Origin of the sequence: Novosphingobium resinovorum, from assembly GCF_001742225.1 — a bacterium.
Lineage (GTDB): Bacteria > Pseudomonadota > Alphaproteobacteria > Sphingomonadales > Sphingomonadaceae > Novosphingobium > Novosphingobium resinovorum_A.
Map to the genome: position 1 here is coordinate 1,472,501 of NZ_CP017076.1, position 24,300 is coordinate 1,496,800.

A 24,300-nucleotide genomic window follows, 5' to 3' on the forward strand; every position below is an offset into this window, starting at 1 on the left:
CGGGCTGAAAACCAGCCCCATATGGTGACGCGGGGTGGAGCAGCCCGGTAGCTCGTCAGGCTCATAACCTGAAGGTCGTAGGTTCAAATCCTACCCCCGCAACCATCTTTACTTGCGAAGACCCCGCCCCCGAGGCGGGGTTTTTCGTTTGTGCGGAAATCGTAAGGATTCCAGCAAGATCGCCTTGAACGTCGATCTCCACCTTGCCCTCAACAGGCGTCAGCACGATCTGATCTACCAACGAGCGAATGGTGTCGGCTGCCTCTACCCGCTTGCCCTCTTCTTCATCCTGAAGCGAGTCGTAGAGCTGCTGGATGCGCTTGCGGTATTGCAGCGCCATGCTCGGGTGCAACAGGGCCGGCGGCTCGTCAGCTTCGGCCAGGAACAGTTCCAGTTCCTTCTTCCGCTTTTCCAAGCTCACCATCTTCGCATTGAGAGCGTCGGCAGCGCCGCCTTTAAGGATCAGGTTGAGCAGGGTTTCGAGTTCCCGATCAATCTTCGCGATCTCGGCTTCCGCTGAGGCAATACCGGCGCGGCTTTCCATTCGTAGGCGGTTCATCTCTTGCGTGAACACCTCGCAGAAATGGGCAAATAGCTCAGGGTCAACGAGTCGGGTGCGCAGCGCATTCAGCACGCGTGATTCCAACTCGTCGCGACGGATATTGACGCGGTTGTTACAGGTGCCCTTATTGCGAGCTGTAGAGCATCCGATCAGCGTTGCCGAGATCGCGGAGTACCCGCCACCACAGCATGAACATTTGGTGAGGCCCGAGAAGAGGTATTTTGGGCGCCGCCGATGATTGACAGTGCGGACATCCGTGCAGCCGTTGTCGTCGCGGGTGAGCTTGTTCTTCTCCTGCCGTGCCTTCACAGCATTCCAGAGATCGTCGTCGAGGATCCGGAGCTCTGGTGTCTCCTGGATGACCCATTCCGATTCTGGGTTGGGGCGCGCCTGCCGCTTTCCGGTGTTCGGGTCCTTTACGAAGCGCTGCCGGTTCCAGACGATCTTGCCGACATACATCTCATTATTGAGGATGCCGTTGCCACGCTTCGGGTTGCCGTTGATCGTGCTGAAACCCCAGTCGCCGCCCGAAGGGGCCGGAATGCCGTCCTTGTTCAGTGCAAAGGCTATGGTCTTGGCCGACTTGCCGGCCGCGTAGTCGCGGAAAATGCGGCGAACGACGGCGGCCTGGTCTTCGTTGATGGTGCGGTCGCCGCGAATGGGTTCGCCATTGGCATCCAGCTTCTTGACCACATCGTAGCCATAGGAATTGCCGCCACCCGATTTGCCAGCCTCGACACGGCCGCGCTGGCCGCGGCGGGTCTTGTCGGCAAGATCCTTGAGGAAGAGGGCATTCATTGTGCCCTTGAGGCCGACATGCAGATGGCTGACCTCGCCCTCCGACAGGGTGAATATCTTCACATCCGCATAGGACACGCGTTTGAAGATTCCGGCGATGTCTTCCTGATCACGCGAGAGGCGATCCATAGCCTCTGAGAGGATCACGTCGAAGCGACCGGCCATGGCGTCGGTCATCAGAGCCTGGATGCCCGGACGGATCAGCGAAGCGCCGGAGATTGCGTGGTCGGTATATTCTTCGATGACGTGCCAGCCTTGCTTTTCGGCATGGAGGCGGCACATGCGAAGTTGGTCGGCAATGGAAGCGTCGCGTTGATTGTCAGAAGAATAACGGGCGTAGATCGCGACTTTCAAAACATTGCTCCCATCCGCATCAGGAGGTGCGCTTCCTCCTTTGCCTGGATAACTTCACTTCCTCGGCAAAGCATTCCCGTGCCGCCTGCTTTGCCAGGATGCCGACCAGACGCAGAAGGCGAGGGTCGGGACTGCCGCGCGGCGTAAACGTCAACTCCGGCGCGTCCAGCAGCAAAGATTCGAGCAGCGCTTCGCGCTCGGCTCCTGTCATCTTTGCTGTGTTTTGTGAGGCTCGCAAGGTCATAACTGACAGCATTCGCCCCGTGCCCGGTATAAGCAATGGAATTTACGGGCGAACATTTGGCGGCGATCAGTATGCCGACGCGTGTCATGGCGTGCGGCGGCGTGGTCTGGCGTGCCGTGGCATAGTGAAATGACCTGTCGGAATCGATCGCTGTCGCCGTCATCTTTCGCCTCGATACTACCCCATCGGAAGCTGTTGCTTGTGGATGCGACTTTATCGTATTGTATTTAGAGATACAAGATGCCATCTTCCGACCAAGGAGAATCGCCATGGCCAACACTGCCGAACGCAAGGAATATCCGATCTCAATGCGTCTGCCCGAGGCCGATGTTGCCATGATCGATCGTGCCGCCAGCTTGCGCGGCCGTTCGCGCACCGATTTCGTGCGAGATGCCGCTGTGCGCGCGGCCGAGGAGGTCGTCATGGAGCAGGGCCTGATCCGGATGAGCTCGGAAGGCTTTGCTCAGTTCATGGATGTGCTGTCGCGCCCGGCCGCTCCTGTTCCGGAGATGGTTGAAGTGCTGAAGCGGCCTGCGCCGTGGGAGCCCGGCTACGCGGCGAAGCGGTAATCCCTTGCTGCTTTCAGGACCCGAGCCGCTTTCCGCCGCCCACGATGTTTCTGAGTTTACCTGTGGCAAGCCGACGCTCGACCGCTGGCTGAAAACCCGCGCGCTCTCCAATCAGCAGAAGGGCTTTACCGCCGTTCTCGTCGTGCATGAGGCAGGGCGTGTGGTGGGATATTACGGCCTTGCACCAACAGCCGTTGTGCCATCGGTGCTACCGCGCTCCATCCGGACGGGGCAGCCCCCTAATCCAATTCCCTGCATGCTGCTTGGCCAGCTCGCGACCGATATCGGCTCGGCAGGGTTGGGCATCGGGACTGGCCTTGTGAAGCACGCCCTCCAACGCTGCGTTCAGGCCGCATCGCTGATCGGTGGGCGGGCATTGATGGTCAACGCCGTCGACGGGGAGGCTGCCGAATTCTGGCAGCGTCGAGGATTTGGGCCTGCCAGAGATGATGGACTGGTCCTGTTTCGCTCGATCAGCGATATTGCTGCGTCGCTCCGTGAGGCTGGAAGGTGAATGGTCCAATGTTTCGTGGACGTCTTCCTTGCTAAATTTGAGGCAAGGACCTACGCCGGACATTCAAGACGGTGACCGGCAAGGCGAGGATCTCGAAGGAAATCCGCTTCCGCCTCCAGAACCACGCGTTGCAGGATGCCAGCTGCAAGAACCATGACCGCTAGGCACCACGTAGTGGAAAAGCGCGCCGACATGACGAAACGGCACAGGTTCGTCTGCGCCATGCTTGCCAAGAAGTGCGCGCAAGTGCCGGAGGGAATGCAATAGCCCGGCCTTCGACGGTACTCAGATCCGGTCTGAAAACCGATCATAGGCATCGATCCGCCTAACCGGGGGATCGACCTCATACCGATAGATTTCCGTTCTCAAGAACCGTAGCTCGGCCTCGAGCTGAGCCTCGGGAACGTCAATATACCATGCGCGCGGCTGCGGGCCGGGATCGCCGTTCCAGCGGTATCCCCGCGCTTTGAGGACATCCTTGAGGTCAAAGGGTGCGTTCTCCGCCCAGATTCGCCAAGAAACGGCACGAGCGCCGTCCAGGAGACGGCTGAGACCTGTAGCGCCAGATCGGGGCAGCCACATTGCCAGCAACTCGACCGTAGCAAGACAGTCGTACATCGCGCGGTGGCGGTCGTAGAAGAAGCCGGCGGCCTGAGCGAGATAGGCGAGTTTCGTGCCCTCGAACCCCTCCGCTGCCCAATCGATCTGGCTGAGCGAGCATGCCCACGGCTTCGTCGAGAACACGTCGCTGAATCGTTCAAGGAAGCGGCGGTCGAATGCCGCGTTGTGCGCGATGACGAGCGAAGCCGGCGCTGCGAATGTGGCTACCGCTGCGGGATCAATAATCTGGCCGGCCACCATCTCGTTGGTGATGCCCGTGATCGCGGTGATTTCCGGGGCGATAGGCTCGCTCGGCTGACGCAGCCCTTGGAAGCTGTCACCCACGCTGAAAATAGTGCCATCCAAGCCATAGTTGAATGGTGTCATGGCGAGTTCGATGATCTCGTCGCGCTGATGGTCGAGCCCCGTGGTCTCCACATCGACCACCAGGCCAAGGCGCAGCGGCGTGCATGGCGGAGGAACGATGCGAGGGCGCGGCTTGAGACGCCGGACGACCCGGTAGTCTCCCGTGGCCTCCAGCGTCTGCGCCAGGGTCTCCAGATGGTCAGAAGATGTCATCATCTGACGCTTCGTTTACTGCCATCGGCTCCCCTCCAGCGGTATCGACCGGAGCGAGTCGAATGCCGGCGGCTCGACCTTCTTCGTGGAACCACAAATCGACCACGGCGGTATCGTCGCTGCGCGGCCGCGGTGATGCCTCCCGCACCTTGAATGTCGTCGGGAGATTGACCGAGGTTCCGAACACCAGCGCGTGCTGCCGAGGCAATGACGGTAACCGTTTCAGGACCGAATCCGAGATGAACGGCGTCATCTGCCGAATCTGAGAAAGATCGTCGGGGTTCTGGATGCGGTGAACCAGGAAATTGGAGCACTGGCTGAGAACCGTCTTGGACAGCTCACTCGGGCGTTGTGATGCCAAGAGCACGAACATGCCGTATTTGCGTCCTTCCTTGGCGATGCGCTCGAATATCTTGGTCGCGTCCACTGCATAGCGGGATGGCGTCGCCGAGATGTAGCGGTGCGCTTCTTCCAGTAGAAGATGGATCGGAAAGCGATTGCGCGGATCGGCGCGCCGGAGCAGGCGAAACAGCATCCGCGCGATCACGGCGCTGACCAGTTCGACCACCTCGTCCTCGACGTCATTCATGTCGATGATGATGATCTGATTGGCCTTGGTGTGGCCGGTTCCCTTGCCGGTCAGGCCGACCAGCCGAGTGAGAAACTCCAGCTCTCCATTGTCGGCGGCCGCGCCGCCCGCCTCATGCCGGAGGAATTCATACTCAGGGCGATCTTCCAGAGCCTGGAAGCGCGTCACCATCTGGGAGCAGTAGTCTCGGATTTGCCGATTACCGTGCGCCTCCGCATACAGGATGGCGAGGTCTATTGCATCGCCGAGTGCCGCAAAGTCGAATGGCAGGTTTTGATAGGCTGGAAGCTTCAAATCCTCCAACTCGAAACCGTTCGGGCCAACCAGATAAGCATCCAGACCCGCAGGGTTGGCCATTTGGCCAAAGTTGATCGCAATATATGGCCGGATTTTTGCCGCGTTGATCTCGTTCGTGCTGAAGCGCTGGAGGATGCCAATGATCCGATCATGCTTGGACGGGCTCGACGAGTCGTCGCGCATAATCTGGGTGATGCACTTGGCGAGGATGTGATTGCGGACGCTGTTGAGTTCTGCGGCCCCCGCATTTGAGAACAAGGTCGAGAGCCCGAGCGCCATGCGCAGGATGGGCACCTGGGTGCGCTCGCTGGCTTGCAGCAACAGCTCCCATTCCGCCAGTTCCAGAAACCAGTGCGGCAAGCGGAAGCCCGCTGCCGTACCGTCGAGGACGACACGCTCGACTCCGATCGCGCCCTCCTTCGCGGAAGCGCTCAGAGCGGCGTGATACTCGCCGTTGACGTCGAAGACGATGAAGGTCGCGCCGCGGGCGTGATGCTCCTTCGGCTTGCAGAAAAGGGACTGCAAGACCGAGGCGACCGTGCAGGATTTACCGCTGCCGGTATTGCCCAGGACGGCGACATGACCGCCGAAGAACTCGTTCAGACGAACTTTGACGTCGTAGTCCTCGAACACCACCGACTTGCCGATCGGTAGAACCCGATAGCGCGTGGCCCCTTCGGGTTGGCAGGCGCCGCCATCCGGGCCGACTGACGGCTCAACGGCGGCCTCGGTCTCAAAGATGCGATCGAGCTCGCCATCCAGCGCATACAGTGCGTCCGCATACAGAGACGGGAAAACCGACACACCGAAGCGGAACGCGCCGCCGCGCATCGGCAACATGCCGACGGGCACCACGTCCAGATATTTCGAGGAGCCGGCCCGGTCGAAATCGCCCCGCTCGGAAGGCGTGCTCGCGTCGCGCTCACGCAGGCCGACAACCTCGACTACGACATATTCCGACTGCGACGGAATCATCAGAAATGATCCCAGTCGCGCCACATAATGCACGTCGTCGAAGCCGACGACCGTGAAGTTATCGGTGCCGACGTGCATCTCGACGACAAAGCGGTCGGCCGCAACCGAGACCACCTTGCCGATCGCGCGCTTGCGATCGTCGTGGCTCATGCCTCGCCATCCTTCGTCTCATCGTCCCTTTTCGGCGCCAGCTCCGACAACACCTTGCGGACGGCATCATCAATCCTGTCGCTGGGGCGCTGGGGCATGAAATGCTCGACGATCATGTCGAAGTAGTGCGCCCTCGTCCCCTCGGAAGGGCCATTGCCTCCAATGATCCAAATGCGCGGATCGCGCAGCGCCCGCAGCTTGGCGATCTCTCCCTCCGTGTCAGGCGCCGCAAAGATCACCAAGCGGAAGGTCGGGATCGTCAGAGCCTGATAGATGATGTTGTTCAGGTGCTCGTCGCCGAAGGCGTAGCCGGCCGTGATGAGAACGCTCTGCTCGCGCACGATCCGGGACTGAAATTCCCGGAACAGGTCTGCGTAGGGCGAGCCGAGCGAAGAGTTCTGCTTCGCCGGCGTCGGATAGATCAGCATCTGGTTTGAGGATTCCGGCGGCCAGACCTCCTTGATCGGGAACAGGCCATGATCGTCCTCGGTCCAAGTGACCGAACCATGCAATTTGCAGAGATAGACGAAGGCGTCGACGGCGGTCCATTTGCGGCTGGCGACGTCGAGCTGCTCGGCCAGAGCATAGCGGAAGATCGCCGGGTTGAAGCGGCGTTCTACGACGCCGGAAAAACCGTTGGCATAGGGAATGCCCAGGCGATCCATCGCCAATTCGCTGAAATGATCGTAGTTGGTCGTGAACACCCAGGGCCGGGGCAAGGACCGATCGCGTAGGACCAGTTTCTTGTAGAAACGCTCGTAGAGGTCGCGCACGGTCGTGTCGCCCTCCGTGGCGAAGGCCCCTTGGGTGACACGGGTCCATAGGAAGTCCTGGACCTTCTTGATGATGCCGTCGAGAACAGCGCGATAGGGGTGAAGATCTGGATTCTCGCTCTGGCGCAGCACGAACCGTTGCGCGAACAGCACCTCCATCAAGCGTTCCAGGTTACGGCTGTAATCCTTCGCCAGGTCGACCCCGAGCGCATCGAGATAGTCGAGTTCGTCTTTGGTCAGCAGCCACGGCGCCGGTACAGCGCCGGCTGTTGGCGGATCGCTGTAGAATCCCGCCGCGCGTGCCTCGACGGTTTCGCCGCAAAACTCCTTGGCCAGCGGCGCCATGGTCGCAATGCCGAGTTCCTTTTTGTCCTTCATCAGGGAAGAACATCCGGCGCCGAGCAGGAATGCGATATTCTTGGCGTTCATGGCCTCAGAAATCGCCTTGCGGGCGCTCTCGATCCCTTTGTTCCAGTCCAGTTCAGATGGCTCGGCATCGCCGTCCCGCAGAAACTGGAATTTTCGCTCTTCTTCGACTTCGCTCATATACCCCCGGTCCTCCCAGTTTCTTACTTGGCTGCTCTGTTCGCGCGCGCGGCTATATCAGCGCACCGCGCCATGAGCGCTTCGAACGGCTCCTCGTCGTCGAAGAGCAGTCCATCCTCAACCATGCGGGCATAGTCATCCTCCAACGCCTTCGCGCCATCGCCGACCGGCACGAGTTGCAAGCCGCCGCTGACAGCCGCTGCATAGTCGATCGGCGTGCGGTCGGCGGCCTTCTCTGCGAAGAACATCGACTTGTGCCGGGCGACAGCGTTGGCCAGGTCGCGATCGGCAAAAGCGGCTTCCGCGAAGCCGGCTTCGTCCAGTCGGACAACATCGTGCCAATGTCGCGCGAAGCGGTCGCCGCGCAGCCGCTCCTGGAGGCAGAAGGCGTGGATGGCGGTCGCCTTCTCCCAGAAGGTCCGCTCCGCGTGCATGACGCGCGGCCGCGCCGTCGGAAACACCAGGCCGTCGATCAGGCCGGCCGCGTCGCAGACGACGTCGCGCAGGCTCGAGGGTTCGCCCGTCGAGCGCGCGCCGAACTCCAGCATGACGCTTGGAGCCACATAGCCGGACCCGGCCGCGGTCGCCTCATAGTCGATGAAGAGCTTCTCATCCTCGACGCGGACGGCCGCCGCCAGCCCTTCAGCGGCCAGGGCCTTCGCGATTACCGGCTGCACCGTCTCTGCGACCCAGGCCGGCAAACGCCGGCGGACCTCGCTGGACCAGCGCTTTTCCTCGCTTCGTGTCTTCGGCAGACCCTCGCCATTGCCCCCGACCAGATCGGGCGCAATCGCCCGAATGTCGTAGGTCAGATCCACATCCTCCGAAAAACGGCGAATGACCTGATAGGCTTTTGACAGCGACGTCCCGCCCTTGAACAACAGATGTTCGCCGAGCGGTGCCGCGTAGAGGGTCGCCAGCGCCCACACCACCCACACATCCTTTTCGAGAAGATGGGTGGGGCGACCCGAACGGTCGGCGACGACGCTCAACGCGTCACGCCGATCCTCGGCCGAAAGCTGGAGGAAAACGTCAGCCATAGGCCGCCTTTCCGACGCTCTGCGCGAGCCATGTCGGAAGCTGCGGCGCGGCGGCGACCAGTTCGCCGAACACACCAGGCGGCATCTTCCGCTTCAAGGTCGTGAGCGCGGCCTCCGCCTTTTCGGGGCCGAGCCAGGCCAGCGCCCGCACGGCCTCGCCTGCGGGGCGGTTGGCCAGGGCCAGTTGCCAGCGCGGCGCGTGCCGCAATTCGACGACCTGCTTGCCGAGGTGTATCTTTCGGCTGCGTCCGGAGGTCAGATAGACCGAGCGGACGGGCACCTGCGTCGTCAAGCCAAGCGCGTTCGCCGCGGCGGCGCCGTTCGAGACGATGACCTCCCCTTTTTGGGTCGCGAGGGCCTCGACAGCCTGCTCGACCGACGGTGCGCGCGTGCCGAACCGACTGGCTATGGGGCGCAGATAGACGCCACGGCCGGCGCGGATGAGCTGCCCGCGCTCGGACAGACGCGACAATGCCTGATCCACGGCCGCCCGGTTTCCGAGGTGGAGCAGGCCCTTGGCGGACACGGGCATCCCTTCGGGAAGTCCCGTCGCATGTGCAAGAATCTGTTCGGTCAGCCGTGTCATCGTCGTTCTCCTGTTGGAAATGTACGCGAGTTTCTGACAGTTTTCAAGAAAGCGCAGGGGAACATACCGAATAGGGGGAAAGCCTTCCCCTGCGGCCGAGCCTTGGTCTCTTCCTACCCCTTCTGCGGGGAGATCCCCGCAACGCCCCCTTCAGAGTGAGAGTGCGGGCGGATTTTCCGTGACGGGTTAAGAGCTGGAGGAGAGGCTTCCGGCACCCGTCGCGGAGATCATCCCGATGGCCAGACAGGGTCGTAACCTCGCGGAAGGTGGCGCGCGCAGCAACCTTTACGACGACATCACCAACAAGATCATCGCCGAGCTGGAGCAAGGGCGGTTGCCATGGGTCCAGCCTTGGGGTGCGTCGCCTGATACCGCCCCGCTGGGCCTGCCGAGAAATGCTTCAACCGGCCGGTCCTATTCCGGCATCAATATTCTCATCCTCTGGGGGGCTGTCATCCAGCATGGTTTCCCCGCTCAGGCGTGGCTGACGTTCCGCCAGGCGCTTTCGCTTGGCGGCAATGTCAGGAAGGGCGAGCGTGGCACGACTGTCGTTTATGCCGACCGTTTCATCCCCGAGGACGAGAAGCGCCGTGCCCGCGAAACGGGTGAGGATGCGCATGCCATTCCGTTCCTGAAGCGGTTCACGGTCTTTAACGCCGCGCAATGCGATGGCCTACCCGATGAGATCACGGCAGTCGCGCCGCCACCGCCGCCGGGCCTTATCGAACCTCAGGTCGAGGCGCTGATCCGGGCCACCGGCATTGACTTCCGTATTGGCGGCAATCGCGCCTTCTATATGCCGTCGCTCGACTATGTGCAGGTGCCGCCTCCGCAAGCCTATTTCGAGCCGATCAACTGGCACAGGACGGCCCTGCATGAGCTGGGGCACGCCAGCGGCCATCACAGCCGCCTCAACCGCGATCTGACCGGCTCGTTCGGCTCGAAGAAATACGCTTTCGAGGAGATGATTGCCGAACAGGCTGCAGCTTTCAGTTGCGCCGCGCTCGGGATCGTGCCGACCGTCCGCCATGCCGATTATATCGGGTCGTGGCTGGAGGTCATGCGCGAGGATTCCCGCGCCATTGTCCGCGCGGCCTCGCAGGCCAGCAAGGCGGCGGACTGGCTGCTGTCGTATCTGCCTGCCGAGGACACCGGGGAGCCGGATGCGAGCGAAACCGACCGGAGGGCTGCGGCATGATCCTCCTGACCGGCGCACAGCGAGACCGTCTGCTGGCCAATGGTCGCCAGCGCGATCAAGATCACATCCCGGTCGTGAAGTTCTTCAATCCCCTCGGTGAAGGCGTCTGGCTCGCTACCGAGCTGGATGAGGATGGCGACATCATGTTCGGCCTGGCGGATCTCGGCCATCCCGAACTGGGTTCGTGGAGCCTTGGCGAGATGCAGTCAGTCCGGCTGCCATTTGGCATGGTCATCGAGCGCGATCTGCTGTTCACCGGCGATTTCCCGATCTCGGTCTGGGCCGAGGCCGCCCGTGAGACTGGCAGCATCCGCGCCGCCGAGCGTCTGCTCTACCGCGTCGGCGCGAGCTTTTCCCGTACATCCGTCGATACAGAAAACCGGAGTGCCTGATTTCAGTGTTTCAGGTTCTGCGGCTGGCGTCGCTCTCTTCAGAGGAAGAGGGTGGCGCTTCGCTTCGTGACGGGCTGATAGCCGGAGAGAGAGGCTCACCGGCGTCCGTCATGGAGTAACTGACATGGCCGCCGCCGTTCAAAAGATCATCCTGTCGTCCTCGCGCGACATTCCCTTCAACAAACTGGTGCTCAGCCAGTCCAACGTCCGGCGCGTCAAGGCCGGGATCTCGGTTGAGGAGCTGGCCGAGTCTATCGCCCGTCGCGGCCTGATCCAGTCCCTGCATGTCCGCCCGGTCGTGGATGCCGAGGGCAAGGAAACCGGCATGTTCGAGGTGCCAGCGGGCGGTCGCCGCTTCCGGGCGCTGGAACTGCTGGTCAAGCAGAAGCGCCTCGCCAAGATCGCGCCGGTCCCGTGCGTGGTGTCGGAGGCCAGCGCCGATGTGCTGATCGACGAGGTATCGCTCGCCGAGAATATCGAGCGCGCACCGCTGCATCCACTCGACCAATTCCGCGCCTTCCAGGCCATGCGCGAAAAGGGCATGACCGAGGAAACAATCGCTGCCGCCTTCTTCGTGGACTCCAAGGTGGTGAAACAGCGCCTGCGTCTGGTTTCCGTCTCACCGGCATTGCTCGACGTCTATGCCGAGGACGGCATGACGCTGGAACAACTCATGGCCTTCAGCGTCAGTTCTGACCATGCCCGTCAGGAGCAGGTCTGGGAAGCGATCAGGGATGGCTGGCAGAAGGAACCCTACCACATCCGACGCCTGCTGACCGAAACCACGGTCCGCGCCGCCGACAAGCGGGCGGCTTTTGTCGGAATTGCAGCCTATGAAGAGGCTGGCGGTTGCGTGCTGCGCGATCTCTTCCAGCAGGACAATGGCGGCTGGCTGCAAGATCCGGTGCTGCTCGACCGGCTGGTGGGCGAAAAACTCAAGGCCGAGGCTGAGGCCATCGCCGCCGAGGGCTGGAAATGGATCGAAGTCGCCATCACCTTTCCCTATGGTCACGATCATGGTCTTCGCCAGCTTGTCGGCACCACAGTCGATCTGACCGAAGAGGAACGCGCCACCCGCGAGGCATTGCGCGACGAATATGACCGGCTAGAAGCGGAATATGGCGAGGCCGACGAACTGCCTGACGAGATTGACACCCGCCTCGGTGAGATCGAACAGGCGTTGGAAACCTTCGAGCGTCGCCCGATGACCTTCGAGCCGGACCAGATTGGCAGGGCGGGTGTCTTCATCAGCATTGATGCCGATGGCGCATTGCTGATCGAACGCGGCTATGTTCGCGCCGAGGATGAAGCGCCTGCGGAACCGGAGGCTGAGATCGTTGATCCGGAAACCGGCGAGGTGATCCAGCGAGCCGAACCGGAGGTAAGCCACATGCGTGCCGTTATCACGCTGGGCGGCCAGCCGGTCGAAACTGAGGAGGAAGACGAGGCCGACACTATCAAGCCGCTGCCCGATCGTCTGGTCAGCGAGTTGACGGCGCATCGCACACTGGCGCTGCGGGATGCGGTGGCGGTGAACCCGAATGTCGCCATGACGGCACTGCTGCACCGGCTGGTCATGGATTGCTTCATGCCGCATTCCAGTCGCGGTTGCCTGGAAGCACAGGTTCGGGAGGTCCATCTGCCCGCACAGGCCGAGGATCTGCGCGGTAGCGTGTCGGCCAAGGCCATTGCAGACCGGCACGAACGCTGGGGCGATCATGTTCCGGCAGACGATGCCGCCCTCTGGGATTGGCTGACCGATCTGGACGAAGGTTCGCGCATGGACCTGCTCGCCCATTGCGTCAGCTACGGTGTCAACGCGCTCTATGAAAAGCCCAACCCCTATAGCGGCGCGGGCGTCAGTCAGCACGGACTGGACATCCGCCTGTCGCAGGCTGACCGGCTCGCTCGTTCGACCGGCCTCGACATGGTGGCCGTGGGCTGGCGACCGACCGTTGGCAATTATCTCGGCCGCGTGACCAAGCCGCGTATCCTTGAAGCCGTGCGCGAGGGGGCTGGAGATCGGGCCGCCGATCTGATCGGGCACCTCAAGAAGGGCGACATGGCCAAGGAAGCCGAACGTCTGCTGGCAGATTCCGGCTGGCTGCCTGAGCCGCTGCGCATGGTGGACGAGTGTATCGAAGTCGATCCGGCATCGGGCGCTGCGGCGGAGGCCGACGATCTGCCCGATTTCCTCTCCGGCGATGGCGAGGACGACCCGGCTGACGACGAGGAAGAACAGCATATGGTCGCTGCTGAATAGCACTCATGCGGGGCGGCTTCGGTCGCCCCGTTTACCACCCTCCGTTTCCGCAACTCGCCCGGTCCTCGTGATCGGGCTTTTTCTTTGGAGACTTTCCATGTCTGCCAACATCGACATTGACGAAATCTTTGCCCAGGATCGGGAAAACCGTCCGACGGAGCGCACACTGCCCTGGGAGGAAAGCCGCGACGGCATGACCGTTGTTGTGGAGCCAAAGCCCCATTGGGCCGAAGACATGCGCGTTTTCCGGCTCGATGCCCGTGAACATTGCCGCTATGCCGAATGGACAGCTCATGGCGTTCGTGCCCGTTTCTTCGGTCATATCGATACCTCAGGCGATGATCTGATGATGAAGGCGCGCGCGATGATTGCCCGCGAAATCGCCGATGGGCTTTGGAGCTGATGACCCGATCGCAGGGTGTCGGGCCGTGAGGATGGGAGGTCTGCACTGGAGGGGTTCAATCCGGCTTCACCATGCAATCCGCCATCCCCATCAGGACAAGCGGCGACCATATCCGGCCTGAAGGGAACACATCCTGATGCCAGCATGGTGGCAAGGCTGGCGCGGCAGAGCATCTGCGATGGGTATCCGGAATCCTGTCAGATGCGAAAAACCACCCCGCTTCCATTCGCAAACCTTGGTCCGATCCGTCTCTTTGACATTCAACCCGTGAAGGGTCGGCCTACGCGAGCGTGCCGCCTTCGGGGATTCGGAAAAAGTCCGAACGCCCTCGGGTGATTGCAGATCCGGTCAGACACTTCGGGCGCCTGTCGCGCGGGGGATGGTCCCCCGCCTCCAAAGACAGGAGCCGGAACCCATGTCCTATGCAGATGCCACCGCCTTCGCCGCCAGCCTCGCCGCCACGCTGATGATCGAGATCGTCGTGTTCCAGGCTGGAGATGGCACCCACGCCGCTTGCCCCGCCGCCGAGTTCGACGGCGACGACGACATGGTGAAGCTGGAGCTGGACCCGTGGGAGTAAGGCGCGAAAGCGCCTCATCCCCGACGGCCCGAGCGCGGCAGCCCGCGCTTCGGGCCTTCGGCGCCTCACGATGGTCCCCCATCGCCGGCAGCGGAACCGGGAACAAGCCCGGTCAGAGAGGAAGAGTGCGGGCCGTTCGGCCGTGACGGGTTGAGGGTCGGAGAGAGAGGCTCACCGGCGCCCGTCATGGAGTGCTTCCGATGACCTTTGCACGTTCCGAAACCTTCCGCCCGATCGGTCAGATACTGGCTGCCGATGTTCTGCCCGCGCTTTATCGGTCGCAAAAGCTGCCGCTGCGCATCTCGTGCCTCGGCGTCGCCAGCTATGACGCCAGTGACGCGGCAAACAGCTTCGACCGCATGACCCCGCTTGGGGAATGCCCGTCACCGGAAGAGGCCATACAGGTCGCGGCTCTGCGCCTATCGCGCGACGATATTTGCACGAGGCCGAACAGCTTCCCGTATTTTCAGCCGCACATCATGCTCATTCAGGACCGAGATCAGCGCCTGGTCCTCGCCGGTGAAATCCGCGCCGGCATTATCCTCTGGCAACAACCGGTCGCATCCGATGCCGAGGCACGCAGGATCGTGACCGAGGCCAGCCGCCTGCGCGGTATGGCATTCCGGGCCTCGGACCCCAGTGATGCGAGACGGCTGCGTTACCGCGCCGCTGCGCTGGAGACCCGGTTGGTCGATCCCTTCTGGCGCGAAACCTCGGCCGATCTGCTCCGCCTGCCGCAGGCCGCCTGAGCTTCACCCTTTCCATCCCATTCGGCTCGGCCATACGCCGGGCCATGTCATGTCCGGAGACCGTCATGGCCGACTATTACACACACTTTTCCTGCCTCCTCGACGTAGGCACCCCCGAAAACGCCGCCCGCGCGCTCGATCTCTACAACGCTCTGGCGCATGACAATGCCGCTGAGGATCCGCCCTCAGATGGCTTCCTGCTCTCCATCCAGCCAGAGCATGGCGGCACGCAACTCTGGATCCGCGATGACGTCACCGGCGATCCCGAGCATGTCGTCCAGTTTGTCAAACGCTGCGCTGCCGAATTTGGCCTGAGCGGATTGTGGGGTTTCCAGTACGCAAACAGCTGCTCGAAACCGCGCATCGACGGATTTGGTGGTGGGGCGCATGTCCTTGATCTCGCCACCGGCGAGACAGTGGACTGGATCTATACCGATGGCTGGCTTTCCTCGGTTCTGGAAGGGAGAGACCCCTATGCCTGAGGTCATCGAAACCACCGTCTATCGCCTCAACGAATTGTCTGATGTGGCAAAGGACAAGGCCCGCGTCTGGTATCGCGAAGGCGGCTTCGACTATGACTGGTACGATGCCGTCTATGAGGATTTCCAGCGCATTGCGGAAATCCTTGGGCTAAACCTCAAGACCCGTACCGTCCGATTGATGGGCGGCGGCACACGGCAGGAACCCTGCATCTGGTTCCGGGGCTTCTGGTCACAAGGTGACGGTGCCTGCTTTGAAGCCGGGTATTCCTACCGCAAACATGCGCCGCGCCGGATCAGGGAATATGCCCCGCAGGACACCGAACTGCACCGCATCGCCGATGCCCTTCAGGCGATCCAGCGCCCCAACTTCTATCAGCTTCGCGCCGATGCCAGCCATCGCGGCCTTTACTATCACGAATATTGCATGTCGATCTCGGTCGAGCGCGACAGCCCGACCTGGCAGGACATGACCGCCGATGCCGAGGAGACGATCATCGAGGCGCTGCGCGATCTGGCCCGCTGGCTCTACCGCCAGCTTGAACGCGAATATGATTATCTGTCCTCGGACGAGGTGGTCGATGAAACCATCGCCGCCAATGAATACACCTTCACCGAGGTCGGTCGCCGTTTCGGATGATCCTGAGATGACACTGAAAAGCGCCCCGCCGTCCGGTCGGGGCGCTTTTTTCATGCTGCGCTTCGAGAGTCAGAGTTGGGCCGGAACTGGTCAGGTCCGGGTGGTCGAGAGAGAGCGCTATCCGGGCTTGTCCTTCCCGCTCTCCTGAGGTTCCCGACATGAACATGGTTTTCCCCGTGACCGATCCGGGCACGCCGCTGGCGGTTGCGCCCGCGATCCTGGCTGCGGCCAATCTTTTGCTCCCCCACCTCGAACGCGGTCAGCGCATCGATGCCGCCACCTTGCGCGGTGCGATGGAAACGGCCTTCGGCGCATCCGACGCTACTGGCGTCTGGGACTGGAAGCTGGCCTATGAGGCGTGCGAAGTCGCTACCGTCCTTTTCTTACGCAAATACGGAAAGGCGCTTTTCCGTAAAGCCGCAACTCCGGCTGCACGGATTTCCGTGCTGGCAAAGATCGCGGGGCTGCTGCCCACGCAGACCCGGCGTTCCGAGGAAAGCCAGAACTTCCAGCAATTTTCGACGCCGATCCCCCTCGGCCTTGCCGCTCTGACAGCCGCCGCGATCACACCTGATGACAGGGTGCTGGAACCGTCCGCTGGCACCGGCCTTCTGGCGATCCTGGCGCAGACCATCGGCGGCTCGCTGATCCTCAACGAACTGGCCGAGACCCGCGCCGATCTGCTTGCCCAGATCTTTCCGGCTTTTGCCGTCACCCGGTTCGACGCCGCCCAGATCGATGATCATCTGCCTCCGGATGCTGTCCCGTCCGTGGTGCTGATGAACCCGCCATTCTCGGTCATGGCCAATGTCAGCGGGCGTGTCGCGGATGCGGCCTATCGCCATGTTGCCGCGGCACTGGCCCGTCTTGCTCCCGGCGGTCGGTTGGTGACGATCACCGGCGCTGGCTTTGGCCCCGAAGCTCCGGCATGGCGGGACGCCTTCATCCGCTTGCAGGCCCGTGGCCGCGTGGTGTTCAGCGCTGCCGTCGATGGTGCGGTCTATGCAAAGCACGGCACCACGATCGACACGCGGCTGACCGTTATCGACAAACTGCCCGCCGACGATCCCGCCAGTTTGCCGGCTTCGCCGGGGATCGCGCCTGATGTTGCCACGCTGATCGGATGGATCGAGGAACAGGTTCCGCCGCGCCTGCCAGTGTCATTGCCGAAGATCGTGGTTTCCGCTTCGGCCACCGCGCCGAAGACCGTGCGGGGCTATCTCGCTCGCTCGGCGGCTACACGATCTGTCGCTGCTTCGGCCAATGATCCTGATGGCGTCGAACTCGCCTATGAGACCGTGGACTGGACGTCACCGGAAGGCGCTCGCCTGTCCGACGCGATCTATGAGGAATATGCGCTGCAATCGCTGCGTATCGCTGGTGCACAGCCGCATCCGACCAAGCTGGTGCAATCCGCCGCCATGGCCTCGGTCGCACCGCCCAAGCCTTCCTACCGGCCCATGCTGCCGCCCGACATCTGCGCGCGTCTGTCGGACGCCCAGCTTGAAACGGTGATCTATGCCGGTGAAGCCCATGCCGATCATCTCGCCGGCGCCTGGACCGTGGACGAGCATTTCGACAATGTGAGCGCCGCGCCCGAGGATGCTGCCGGATCGATCCGCTTTCGCCGGGGCTTCATGCTCGGTGATGGAACCGGCGCTGGCAAGGGTCGCCAGTCCGCCGCCATCATTCTCGACAACTGGCTTCGCGGTCGGCGCAAGGCGATCTGGATCTCCAAATCCGACAAGCTGATCGAGGACGCGCAGCGCGACTGGTCGGCGCTCGGCATGGAACGGCTGCTGGTCACGCCTCTGTCACGCTTCCCTCAAGGCAAGCCGATCACGCTGTCGGAAGGCATCCTTTTTACCACCTATGCCACGCTACGCTCCGACGACCGGGGCGAGAAGGTTTCCCGCGTCAAGCAGATCGTCGAATGGTTGGGCTCCGATTTCGATGGAGCCATTGTATTCGACGAGAGCCATTCCATGCAGAATGCCGGTGGAGGAAATGGAGAACGCGGCGATGTCGCCGCTTCGCAGCAGGGACGTGCGGGCCTGCGGCTCCAACATGCGCTGCCCGACGCCCGCGTGGTTTATGTCTCGGCAACCGGCGCCACCACCGTCCACAATCTCGCCTATGCGCAGCGCCTCGGCCTCTGGGGTGGTGAGGATTTTCCGTTCCAGACGCGTGCCGAGTTCGTCGAGGCGATCGAAGCTGGCGGCGTTGCGGCCATGGAAGTGCTGGCCCGCGACCTGCGATCTCTCGGCCTCTATACCGCCCGCTCACTCTCCTATGATGGCGTCGAATATGAACTGATCGAGCATCAGCTCACGGACGAACAGCGGCACATCTACGACTCATATGCTGCCGCCTTCGCCGTCATTCATGGGAATCTGGACGCGGCGATGGAAGCCGCCAACATCACCGGCAGCGAGGGGACGCTGAACCGGCAGGCGAAGTCTGCTGCCCGTTCGGCCTTTGAAAGCACGAAGCAGCGCTTCTTCGGCCATCTGCTGACCTCCATGAAAACCCCGACCCTGATCCGGTCCATCGAGGCCGATCTGGAAGCGGGCCATGCCGCCGTCATCCAGATCGTCTCGACTGGCGAAGCCCTGATGGAACGGCGGCTGTCCGAGATCCCGACCGAGGAATGGAACGATATTTCCGTCGATGTCACGCCGAGGGAGTATGTCGGCTCGTATTTGCAGCATTCCTTCCCGGTGCAGCTCTATGAACCCTTCACCGATGGCGAGGGCAACCTGTCGTCACGCCCCGTCTTCCGCGATGGTCAGCCGGTGAAATGCCGTGAAGCCGTGGCGCGGCGCGACGAGATGCTGGAGCAGCTGGGTTCGCTTCCGCCTGTCCCCGGAGCGCTCGACCAGATCGTGCAGCGCTTCGGCACGGATATTGTGGCGGAGGTCACGGGCCGCTCACGCCGGATCGTGCGCAAGGGTATTGGAGCAGCGGCCCACCTAGCCGTCGAGAACCGTGCGCCTTCTGCCAACCTTGCCGAGACTTCGGCCTTCATGGATGATCAGAAGCGCATTCTGGTCTTCTCGGATGCCGGTGGCACGGGGCGCAGCTATCACGCCGAACTCTCGGCGCGAAACCAGCGGCTGCGCGTGCATTACCTGCTGGAGCCAGGCTGGAAGGCAGATGCCGCCATTCAGGGGCTGGGCCGCACCAACCGGACCAATCAGGCGCAGCCGCCGCTCTTCCGGCCCATCGCCACGGATGTCAAAGCCGAGAAGCGCTTCCTTTCGACCATCGCCCGCCGCCTCGACACGCTGGGCGCGATTACACGCGGCCAGCGCCAGACAGGCGGTCAGGGGCTGTTCCGTCCCGAGGACAATCTGGAATCCGCCTATGCCCGCGATGCGCTGCGCCAGCTCTATCTGCTGATCGTGCGCGGGAAGGTCGAGGGATGCTCGCTCGAACGGTTTGAATCCGCCACCGGCCTGAAGCTGATGGACAGCACCGGTGTGAAGGACGAACTGCCGCCGATCACCACCTTCCTCAACCGCCTGCTGGCGCTGACCATCGAATTGCAGGGCATCCTGTTCTCGGCCTTCGAGCAGCTTCTGCAGGCACGGATCGACGGAGCAATCGCATCCGGCACCTATGATATGGGGCTGGAGACGCTGAAGGCCGAAAGCTTCATCGTCACAGACCGGCAGGTCATCCACACCCATCCGGGCACCGGCGCGGAAACCCGGCTCCTGACGCTCACCGAGCGCAAACGCAATCAGCCGGTTACGCTCAATGCCGCCCTGGCGGAACTGGATGATCCCCGCGCAAGATTGCTCATCAACGAGCGATCCGGTCGCGCTGCCGTTCAGGTCCCGACCACCAGCGTCATGCTGGATGATGGTGAGATCGAAAGGCGCGTGCGGCTGATCCGGCCGATGGAAGCGATGAACATTCCGGTGCGGGCGATGGGCGAGACCCATTGGATCGAGGCTGACCGTGCCGCCTTCACCACAGCCTGGAAGGCGGAACTGGCCCAGGTGCCGGAGTTCACCGACAGCATCCTGCATATGGTGACAGGGCTACTTCTGCCGATCTGGAAACGCCTGCCTCAGGACTCCGCCCGGGTCTATCGGCTCCAGACCGACGAGGGCGAACGCATCATCGGTCGCCGGGTATCGCCGGCCTGGGCCGCCAATGCTTCGACCAGTGGCGTCACCAACAGCCTGACACCGGATGCCGCCTATGCCGCGCTGATCGAAGGTCGCACGATCCTTGATCTCGCCGAAGGGCTGCAACTGCGCCGCGTCCGCGTCATGGGCGCCAACCGGATCGAACTGACCGGCTTTACCGATGCGATGCGTGACCGGCTGCGAGCCTATGGCCTCTTCAGTGAGATCATCTCGTGGAAACTGCGCTTCTTCGTGCCCGTCGATGCAACGGGGCCGGAGATCATCGGCAAACTGCTTGACCGCTTCCCGGTTGAGCGCATCGGTGAGCGGGAGGCCGCATAATGGCGCGTCTCAACGCTTCCGAACTGGCGCAGCGTCTCGGCCGACAGGCCGAGGCGGTGTGCCGCCATTATCTCTCCAATGGCCGCAAACAGGGCAATTACTGGCAGGTTGGCGATGTCCGAAACACGGCGGGCCGCTCCATGTTCGTCCGGTTGCACGACAGCGTGAAAGGCATTGCCGGTAAATGGCAGGACTCGGCCACGGGGGAATATGGCGATCTGCTAGACGTGATCCGGGACTCGCTCGGTCTGATCGATTTCACAGACGTTGCCGAAGAAGCCCGGCGCTTCCTCAGCCTGCCGCATCCTGAACCGCAGCCGCCATCCCGTCAGTTCCGCCCGCCAGCACCATCGGGATCATCGGAGGCCGCACGCCGACTCTGGCGCATGACACAGCCGCTCATCGGCAGCATTGCAGAAGCGTATTTGCGCGGACGCGGCATTACGGATTTACGCCAAACCGCAAATCTGCGCTTCCATCCCAACTGCTACTGGCGGCCCGAGGACGATGGCCCGACGCAAGCCTGGCCGGCAATGATTGCCGTCGTCACCGACCTCGATGGCAGGATTACCGGCGCACACCGCACATGGCTGGCCCCGGACGGCTTCGGCAAAGCACCTGTCGATCCGCCGAGGAAGGCAATGGGCGACCTGCTCGGACACGCGGTTCGTTTCGGGGATGCGCAGGATGTCATGGCAGCAGGCGAAGGTATCGAAACCATCCTGTCGCTGCGTCAAGCTCTGCCCACCATGCCGATGGTTTCCGCACTCTCGGCCGGGCACCTCTCGGCCATCCAGTTCCCGCCGCATCTGCGCCGTCTCTATGTTGTCCGCGATAACGATCCGGCAGGTGACAGCGCTCGCGATAGTCTGGTGGACCGGGCGGTTGATGCCGGGATCGAGGCCATCACGCTCTCGCCCATGATGGGGGACTTCAACGAAGATCTCACAACGCATGGGCTGGGTGCCGTTCGAGCAGAGATCCGGGTGCAAATCGCTCCCGAGGACGTCAGCCGTTTCATGGCTTCAAGTGCATAGCCGGTACGGGGCCGTGATCGGGCCGTTCCGATCTTCTCATGCGCATAGGCTGCATCCTGTCATCAGCAGAGGACCGCGCCTTGGCCTTCCAAGAGGGCGATCGGCCCACAAACGCTCCGGTCAGGCAATGGCGGCGCCCGACTGATTTCCGTCGACGGGCAAGCCCGTCTTTACAGCGCGAAACAAATCAGCCGGGCTTTGCCATCAAGGCCCTCGCCAGAGGCTCGTGCTGCCAGACCGGAGCGCCCGTGGGCGTGTCTCGCCATGAAGGCCGCGACGGTCGCGGTCCAACTGACGGAAGCATCCCATGTACGCGCACGACGATTTCGAACCCGATCACAGCACGTCCCCGACCGGCCATGCCATCGAAGAACTCGAACTCTACGGCTACCGCCCCTCCGAAGACGAGGCCGATCCCCGGATCACACCCGAAGATCACGTCATCCAGGGCGCAGTCTCAGACATCTTCGACGCCCTGATTTCCACCATGGCCGACACCAGCCTCGATTTCGACCTCGACGAGATCCTCTGGTCCACCGTCAACACCTTCCACCGCGCCGTCGAGCGGATCGAGACCAAACTCGACGATAACGAGCAGGCACAGAAGCATCTCCAGCGTGAACAGGATGGCAGCGAGGTCAAATCCGTCCAGCTCGAAACCCTGATCGGCGCGGGACAAAGCCTGATCGAGCGCCGCGACAGCATGGAAACCTTCCGCGATGCCGCCGCCGACATCTATCTGCGCACCACCGGAACGCCCTGGTCGCAACGCTCCGGTTCACGGGTCAACCATCGCCAGATGACCTCGGCCATGATCGACAGCCGCGACTTCATCGCCGCCAAACGCCGGGCCGACAACGAGGTGCTGTTGCCCGCCGGGCCAAAGATCGCCTTCTCGGGCGGAGACACGACTGATCACCGGACGATCTGGGCCAAGCTCGATCAGGTCCATGCCAAGCACCCGGACATGGTTCTGATGCACGGTGGATCGCCCAAGGGCGCGGAACGCATTGCGGCCACCTGGGCCAGCAATCGCAAAGTCGCGCAGGTCGCCTTCAAACCTGACTGGGCTAAACATGCCAAGGCGGCGCCGTTCAAGCGCAACGACCAGATGCTCGGCATCATGCCGATCGGGGTCATCATCTTCCCCGGCACGGGCATTCAGGACAATCTGGCCGACAAGGCTCGCAAGATGGGTATCCCGGTTTATCGCTTCGGGACCGGCAGCGCGTGAGCGCTGCCTGTTCAGCATAAGCACTACTGCAATAGCGCCAGGTCGTCCCAACGAATTCGGACATAACGGCCTGAGCGCTTTGGCAATTGCTTGCGGCTGACCATTCGCCCGGAGACCTGGAATTCCGCATTAATTTTGACCACGAGCAGCTTGCTGAAATGCCTTGATGTATCCACCATCACCACGTCTTTGCTCTTGAAAGGAGTGATGGTTTTGATCTCGACATGATCATTTTCGAGCCTGCCGTCCGAACCTTGCGCGTAGGTCTTGTTCAACTTGATGCCGTAGGTGATGGCACCGAACAGCTCACCGATGTCGCCATACACAGATAAATGCAGGCCCGTCTCCAGATGGTAGCTCTCAGCGAGTGAGATCAGGTCCTCAAAATACGGGATCATTGATCGGATGGCGTTTGGATACTTCGCTCCCCATTCCTTGTGACGAAGCTGTTCGTCAATGTCTGACCATGTCACCCATTCGCCGTCATCATAAAATGCCCGATCTGACCAATCGACTTCTGCCATAAACTTTAACCCGCATCCTTCCGCCCAACGATATGGTCATCGTAGAGGTGCAGCAGATACTGGTCCACCAGACGCATAAGCTTTCTCATTCAAACTGCGAGTTTTCGGACAGGCCTGGCCTCGAAAGCCATCGCTTCTCGCGCGGTGAGAGGAATGCTGCTATGCTGTGATTGCGCCATGGTGGTGGTGGAAGGCGCAACCGTCCAACCTTTTGCACGGAGACACCACCATGATCGTTCTCGGAATCCTCGTTTCCATTGCAGCCATCGGTACCATGTGCTGGCTGCTGTTCAATCTCGCCGTCTTCGCCCTGCCGTTCTTTATCGGCCTGAACGCAGGCATATGGGCCTATGGCACGGGCGCTGGCTGGCCTGGCGGCATCCTCATCGGTCTTATCGCTGCGGGTCTGACACTGGCGGTCGGTCAGGGCCTGCTCATGCTGGTTCGTCCGATCTGGGCACGGCTGCTGATCGCTTTGGCCTTCGTCGCCCCGGCGGGCACGGCCGGGTTTTACGCTACGCTCGGGATCGTCAAACACATGATGCCGTCCGAGACCTGGCAGATCATCTTCTCGGTGGTCGGTGCGGTCGCGGTGGGCGTGACAGCATTCCTGCGCGTTGCAGGCATGGCGGCAACCGGCCCTGCGGACGGGAACCTTGCACGCACCTGAACTGGAGTGACCCGTTGAGGCAGGACCAGAAGCGGATACGGATCATCTGCCGTCTTCGTCAGGAGGCGGGCGGGTAGATGGCGTGTAAATCTCTGATCAGCGTGAGGCACAGGCACGGCCCATAGGAGCGCAGGACGTTCAGTGCCAGCATTCGAGGACTGACCGAAAACCGGTTGGGGCAATGCCGATAGCACAGGCCGGAGAAAAGGATGTGCACGGCCTGAAACGCGGGGGACCAGACAAGCCGGTGCGCCGGTCTGGTCATCCTGATGGAGCCTCGAGGTTGCCACCGTCCCCGTTCAACCCCCGTGTCTCGACCGCTCCAAACGGCCTCTTCAATGGCCTGATCTGGCCGAAAACCAGCGCGATGCGCTTCGACCGCTCTAGCGCAACAGCGTCGTCACAACTTTCTTCCCCTGCCGGCAAAGCCGACATTCCGCGCGGAACAAGAAAGTTTCTCCTGTGCTGTCCAGC

General features: G+C 62.1%; 22 protein-coding genes, 1 tRNA gene and 1 pseudogene. 16 read left to right on the forward strand and 8 right to left on the reverse strand.

The genetic code is table 11. From position 1 onward, the window contains the following. The first annotated feature begins 28 nt into the window (after positions 1-28). Positions 29-105, forward strand: a tRNA-Met gene (locus BES08_RS23795). On the opposite strand, the gene BES08_RS23800 is transcribed toward BES08_RS23795, so the two are convergent. Both BES08_RS23800 and BES08_RS23805 read right to left on the reverse strand, forming a co-directional pair. Further along, entirely contained in the window at positions 62-1,714 is a 1,653-nt protein-coding gene (locus BES08_RS23800) for a recombinase family protein (protein WP_083274807.1), read from the reverse strand. The genes BES08_RS23795 and BES08_RS23800 overlap by 44 nt on opposite strands. Before the next feature lie 19 nt (positions 1,715-1,733). Next, positions 1,734-1,925, reverse strand: coding sequence for a hypothetical protein (locus tag BES08_RS23805; RefSeq protein ID WP_024707727.1), 192 nt, complete (start codon positions 1,923-1,925; stop codon positions 1,734-1,736). Between the two features lie 302 nt (positions 1,926-2,227). Between BES08_RS23805 and BES08_RS23810 the strand changes: the two genes are divergently transcribed. From BES08_RS23810 to BES08_RS34765, 3 genes and pseudogenes are all read left to right on the forward strand, one after another. Further along, positions 2,228-2,527, forward strand: coding sequence for a type II toxin-antitoxin system TacA family antitoxin (locus BES08_RS23810; RefSeq protein ID WP_069709503.1), 300 nt, complete (start codon positions 2,228-2,230; stop codon positions 2,525-2,527). A gap of 4 nt (positions 2,528-2,531) precedes the next feature. After that, positions 2,532-3,041, forward strand: coding sequence for a GNAT family N-acetyltransferase (locus BES08_RS23815; protein ID WP_069709504.1), 510 nt, complete (start codon positions 2,532-2,534; stop codon positions 3,039-3,041). Positions 3,042-3,085: 44 nt separating this feature from the next. Then, positions 3,086-3,308: pseudogene (locus BES08_RS34765) on the forward strand (hypothetical protein); the annotation flags it as partial. Positions 3,309-3,326: 18 nt separating this feature from the next. Here the strand turns inward: BES08_RS34765 and BES08_RS23820 are convergent. Genes BES08_RS23820 through BES08_RS23840 form a run of 5 tightly spaced genes read right to left on the reverse strand, consistent with a single transcriptional unit; the run spans position 3,327 to position 9,176 of the window. Then, positions 3,327-4,220 carry a 3'-5' exonuclease gene (locus BES08_RS23820; protein WP_197524508.1) on the reverse strand — a complete coding sequence of 298 codons (894 nt, stop codon included), beginning with the start codon at positions 4,218-4,220 and terminating at the stop codon, positions 3,327-3,329. Continuing rightward, positions 4,207-6,231, reverse strand: a complete 2,025-nt coding sequence (locus BES08_RS23825) for an ATP-binding protein (RefSeq protein WP_069709506.1) — start codon at positions 6,229-6,231, stop codon at positions 4,207-4,209. The genes BES08_RS23820 and BES08_RS23825 overlap by 14 nt, the downstream gene beginning before the upstream one ends. Next, positions 6,228-7,550 (reverse strand): SIR2 family protein, encoded by a 1,323-nt coding sequence (locus BES08_RS23830; protein WP_069709507.1) that lies wholly within the window; start codon positions 7,548-7,550, stop codon positions 6,228-6,230. Before BES08_RS23830 ends, BES08_RS23825 begins: the two co-directional genes overlap by 4 nt. 23 nt (positions 7,551-7,573) lie before the next feature. Next, positions 7,574-8,590: a nucleotidyl transferase AbiEii/AbiGii toxin family protein gene (locus tag BES08_RS23835; RefSeq protein WP_069709508.1), complete on the reverse strand. Its 1,017-nt coding sequence runs from the start codon at positions 8,588-8,590 to the stop codon at positions 7,574-7,576. Then, complete coding sequence (locus BES08_RS23840; protein ID WP_069709509.1) at positions 8,583-9,176, reverse strand: DUF6088 family protein; 594 nt, start codon at positions 9,174-9,176, stop codon at positions 8,583-8,585. The genes BES08_RS23835 and BES08_RS23840 overlap by 8 nt, the downstream gene beginning before the upstream one ends. 235 nt (positions 9,177-9,411) lie before the next feature. On the opposite strand from BES08_RS23840, the gene BES08_RS23845 reads away from it, so the two are divergent. The 11 genes from BES08_RS23845 (at position 9,412) to BES08_RS23890 (ending at position 22,632) form a co-directional block, all read left to right on the forward strand. Further along, complete coding sequence (locus tag BES08_RS23845; RefSeq protein WP_069709510.1) at positions 9,412-10,374, forward strand: ArdC family protein; 963 nt, start codon at positions 9,412-9,414, stop codon at positions 10,372-10,374. Beyond that, positions 10,371-10,766: a DUF2958 domain-containing protein gene (locus BES08_RS23850; protein WP_069709511.1), complete on the forward strand. Its 396-nt coding sequence runs from the start codon at positions 10,371-10,373 to the stop codon at positions 10,764-10,766. The genes BES08_RS23845 and BES08_RS23850 overlap by 4 nt, the downstream gene beginning before the upstream one ends. A gap of 124 nt (positions 10,767-10,890) precedes the next feature. Further along, the gene (locus BES08_RS23855; protein WP_069709512.1) at positions 10,891-13,029 is read left to right on the forward strand and encodes a ParB/RepB/Spo0J family partition protein; all 2,139 of its coding nucleotides are present in this window, start codon (positions 10,891-10,893) and stop codon (positions 13,027-13,029) included. Positions 13,030-13,126: 97 nt separating this feature from the next. Continuing rightward, entirely contained in the window at positions 13,127-13,432 is a 306-nt protein-coding gene (locus tag BES08_RS23860; RefSeq protein ID WP_069709513.1) for a hypothetical protein, read from the forward strand. A 415-nt stretch (positions 13,433-13,847) separates the two neighbouring features. Then, complete coding sequence (locus tag BES08_RS33095; protein ID WP_164555315.1) at positions 13,848-14,012, forward strand: hypothetical protein; 165 nt, start codon at positions 13,848-13,850, stop codon at positions 14,010-14,012. A gap of 200 nt (positions 14,013-14,212) precedes the next feature. Continuing rightward, positions 14,213-14,761 (forward strand): hypothetical protein, encoded by a 549-nt coding sequence (locus tag BES08_RS23865; RefSeq protein ID WP_069709514.1) that lies wholly within the window; start codon positions 14,213-14,215, stop codon positions 14,759-14,761. A gap of 65 nt (positions 14,762-14,826) precedes the next feature. Further along, positions 14,827-15,243, forward strand: a complete 417-nt coding sequence (locus tag BES08_RS23870; protein ID WP_069709601.1) for a hypothetical protein — start codon at positions 14,827-14,829, stop codon at positions 15,241-15,243. Next, positions 15,236-15,880, forward strand: a complete 645-nt coding sequence (locus BES08_RS23875; protein ID WP_069709515.1) for a DUF8835 domain-containing pootine — start codon at positions 15,236-15,238, stop codon at positions 15,878-15,880. The genes BES08_RS23870 and BES08_RS23875 overlap by 8 nt, the downstream gene beginning before the upstream one ends. Before the next feature lie 158 nt (positions 15,881-16,038). Further along, positions 16,039-20,361 carry a bifunctional class I SAM-dependent methyltransferase/DEAD/DEAH box helicase gene (locus BES08_RS23880; protein ID WP_069709516.1) on the forward strand — a complete coding sequence of 1,441 codons (4,323 nt, stop codon included), beginning with the start codon at positions 16,039-16,041 and terminating at the stop codon, positions 20,359-20,361. Then, positions 20,361-21,398 carry a DUF7146 domain-containing protein gene (locus tag BES08_RS23885; protein ID WP_069709517.1) on the forward strand — a complete coding sequence of 346 codons (1,038 nt, stop codon included), beginning with the start codon at positions 20,361-20,363 and terminating at the stop codon, positions 21,396-21,398. Before BES08_RS23880 ends, BES08_RS23885 begins: the two co-directional genes overlap by 1 nt. Positions 21,399-21,705: 307 nt before the next feature. Next, entirely contained in the window at positions 21,706-22,632 is a 927-nt protein-coding gene (locus BES08_RS23890; RefSeq protein WP_024899149.1) for a DUF2493 domain-containing protein, read from the forward strand. Between the two features lie 23 nt (positions 22,633-22,655). Here BES08_RS23890 and BES08_RS23895 read toward each other — a convergent pair whose 3' ends face one another. Next, entirely contained in the window at positions 22,656-23,156 is a 501-nt protein-coding gene (locus tag BES08_RS23895) for a hypothetical protein (RefSeq protein ID WP_024899150.1), read from the reverse strand. A gap of 229 nt (positions 23,157-23,385) precedes the next feature. On the opposite strand from BES08_RS23895, the gene BES08_RS23900 reads away from it, so the two are divergent. Then, positions 23,386-23,826 (forward strand): hypothetical protein, encoded by a 441-nt coding sequence (locus tag BES08_RS23900; protein ID WP_024899151.1) that lies wholly within the window; start codon positions 23,386-23,388, stop codon positions 23,824-23,826. Positions 23,827-24,300 lie beyond the last annotated feature (474 nt).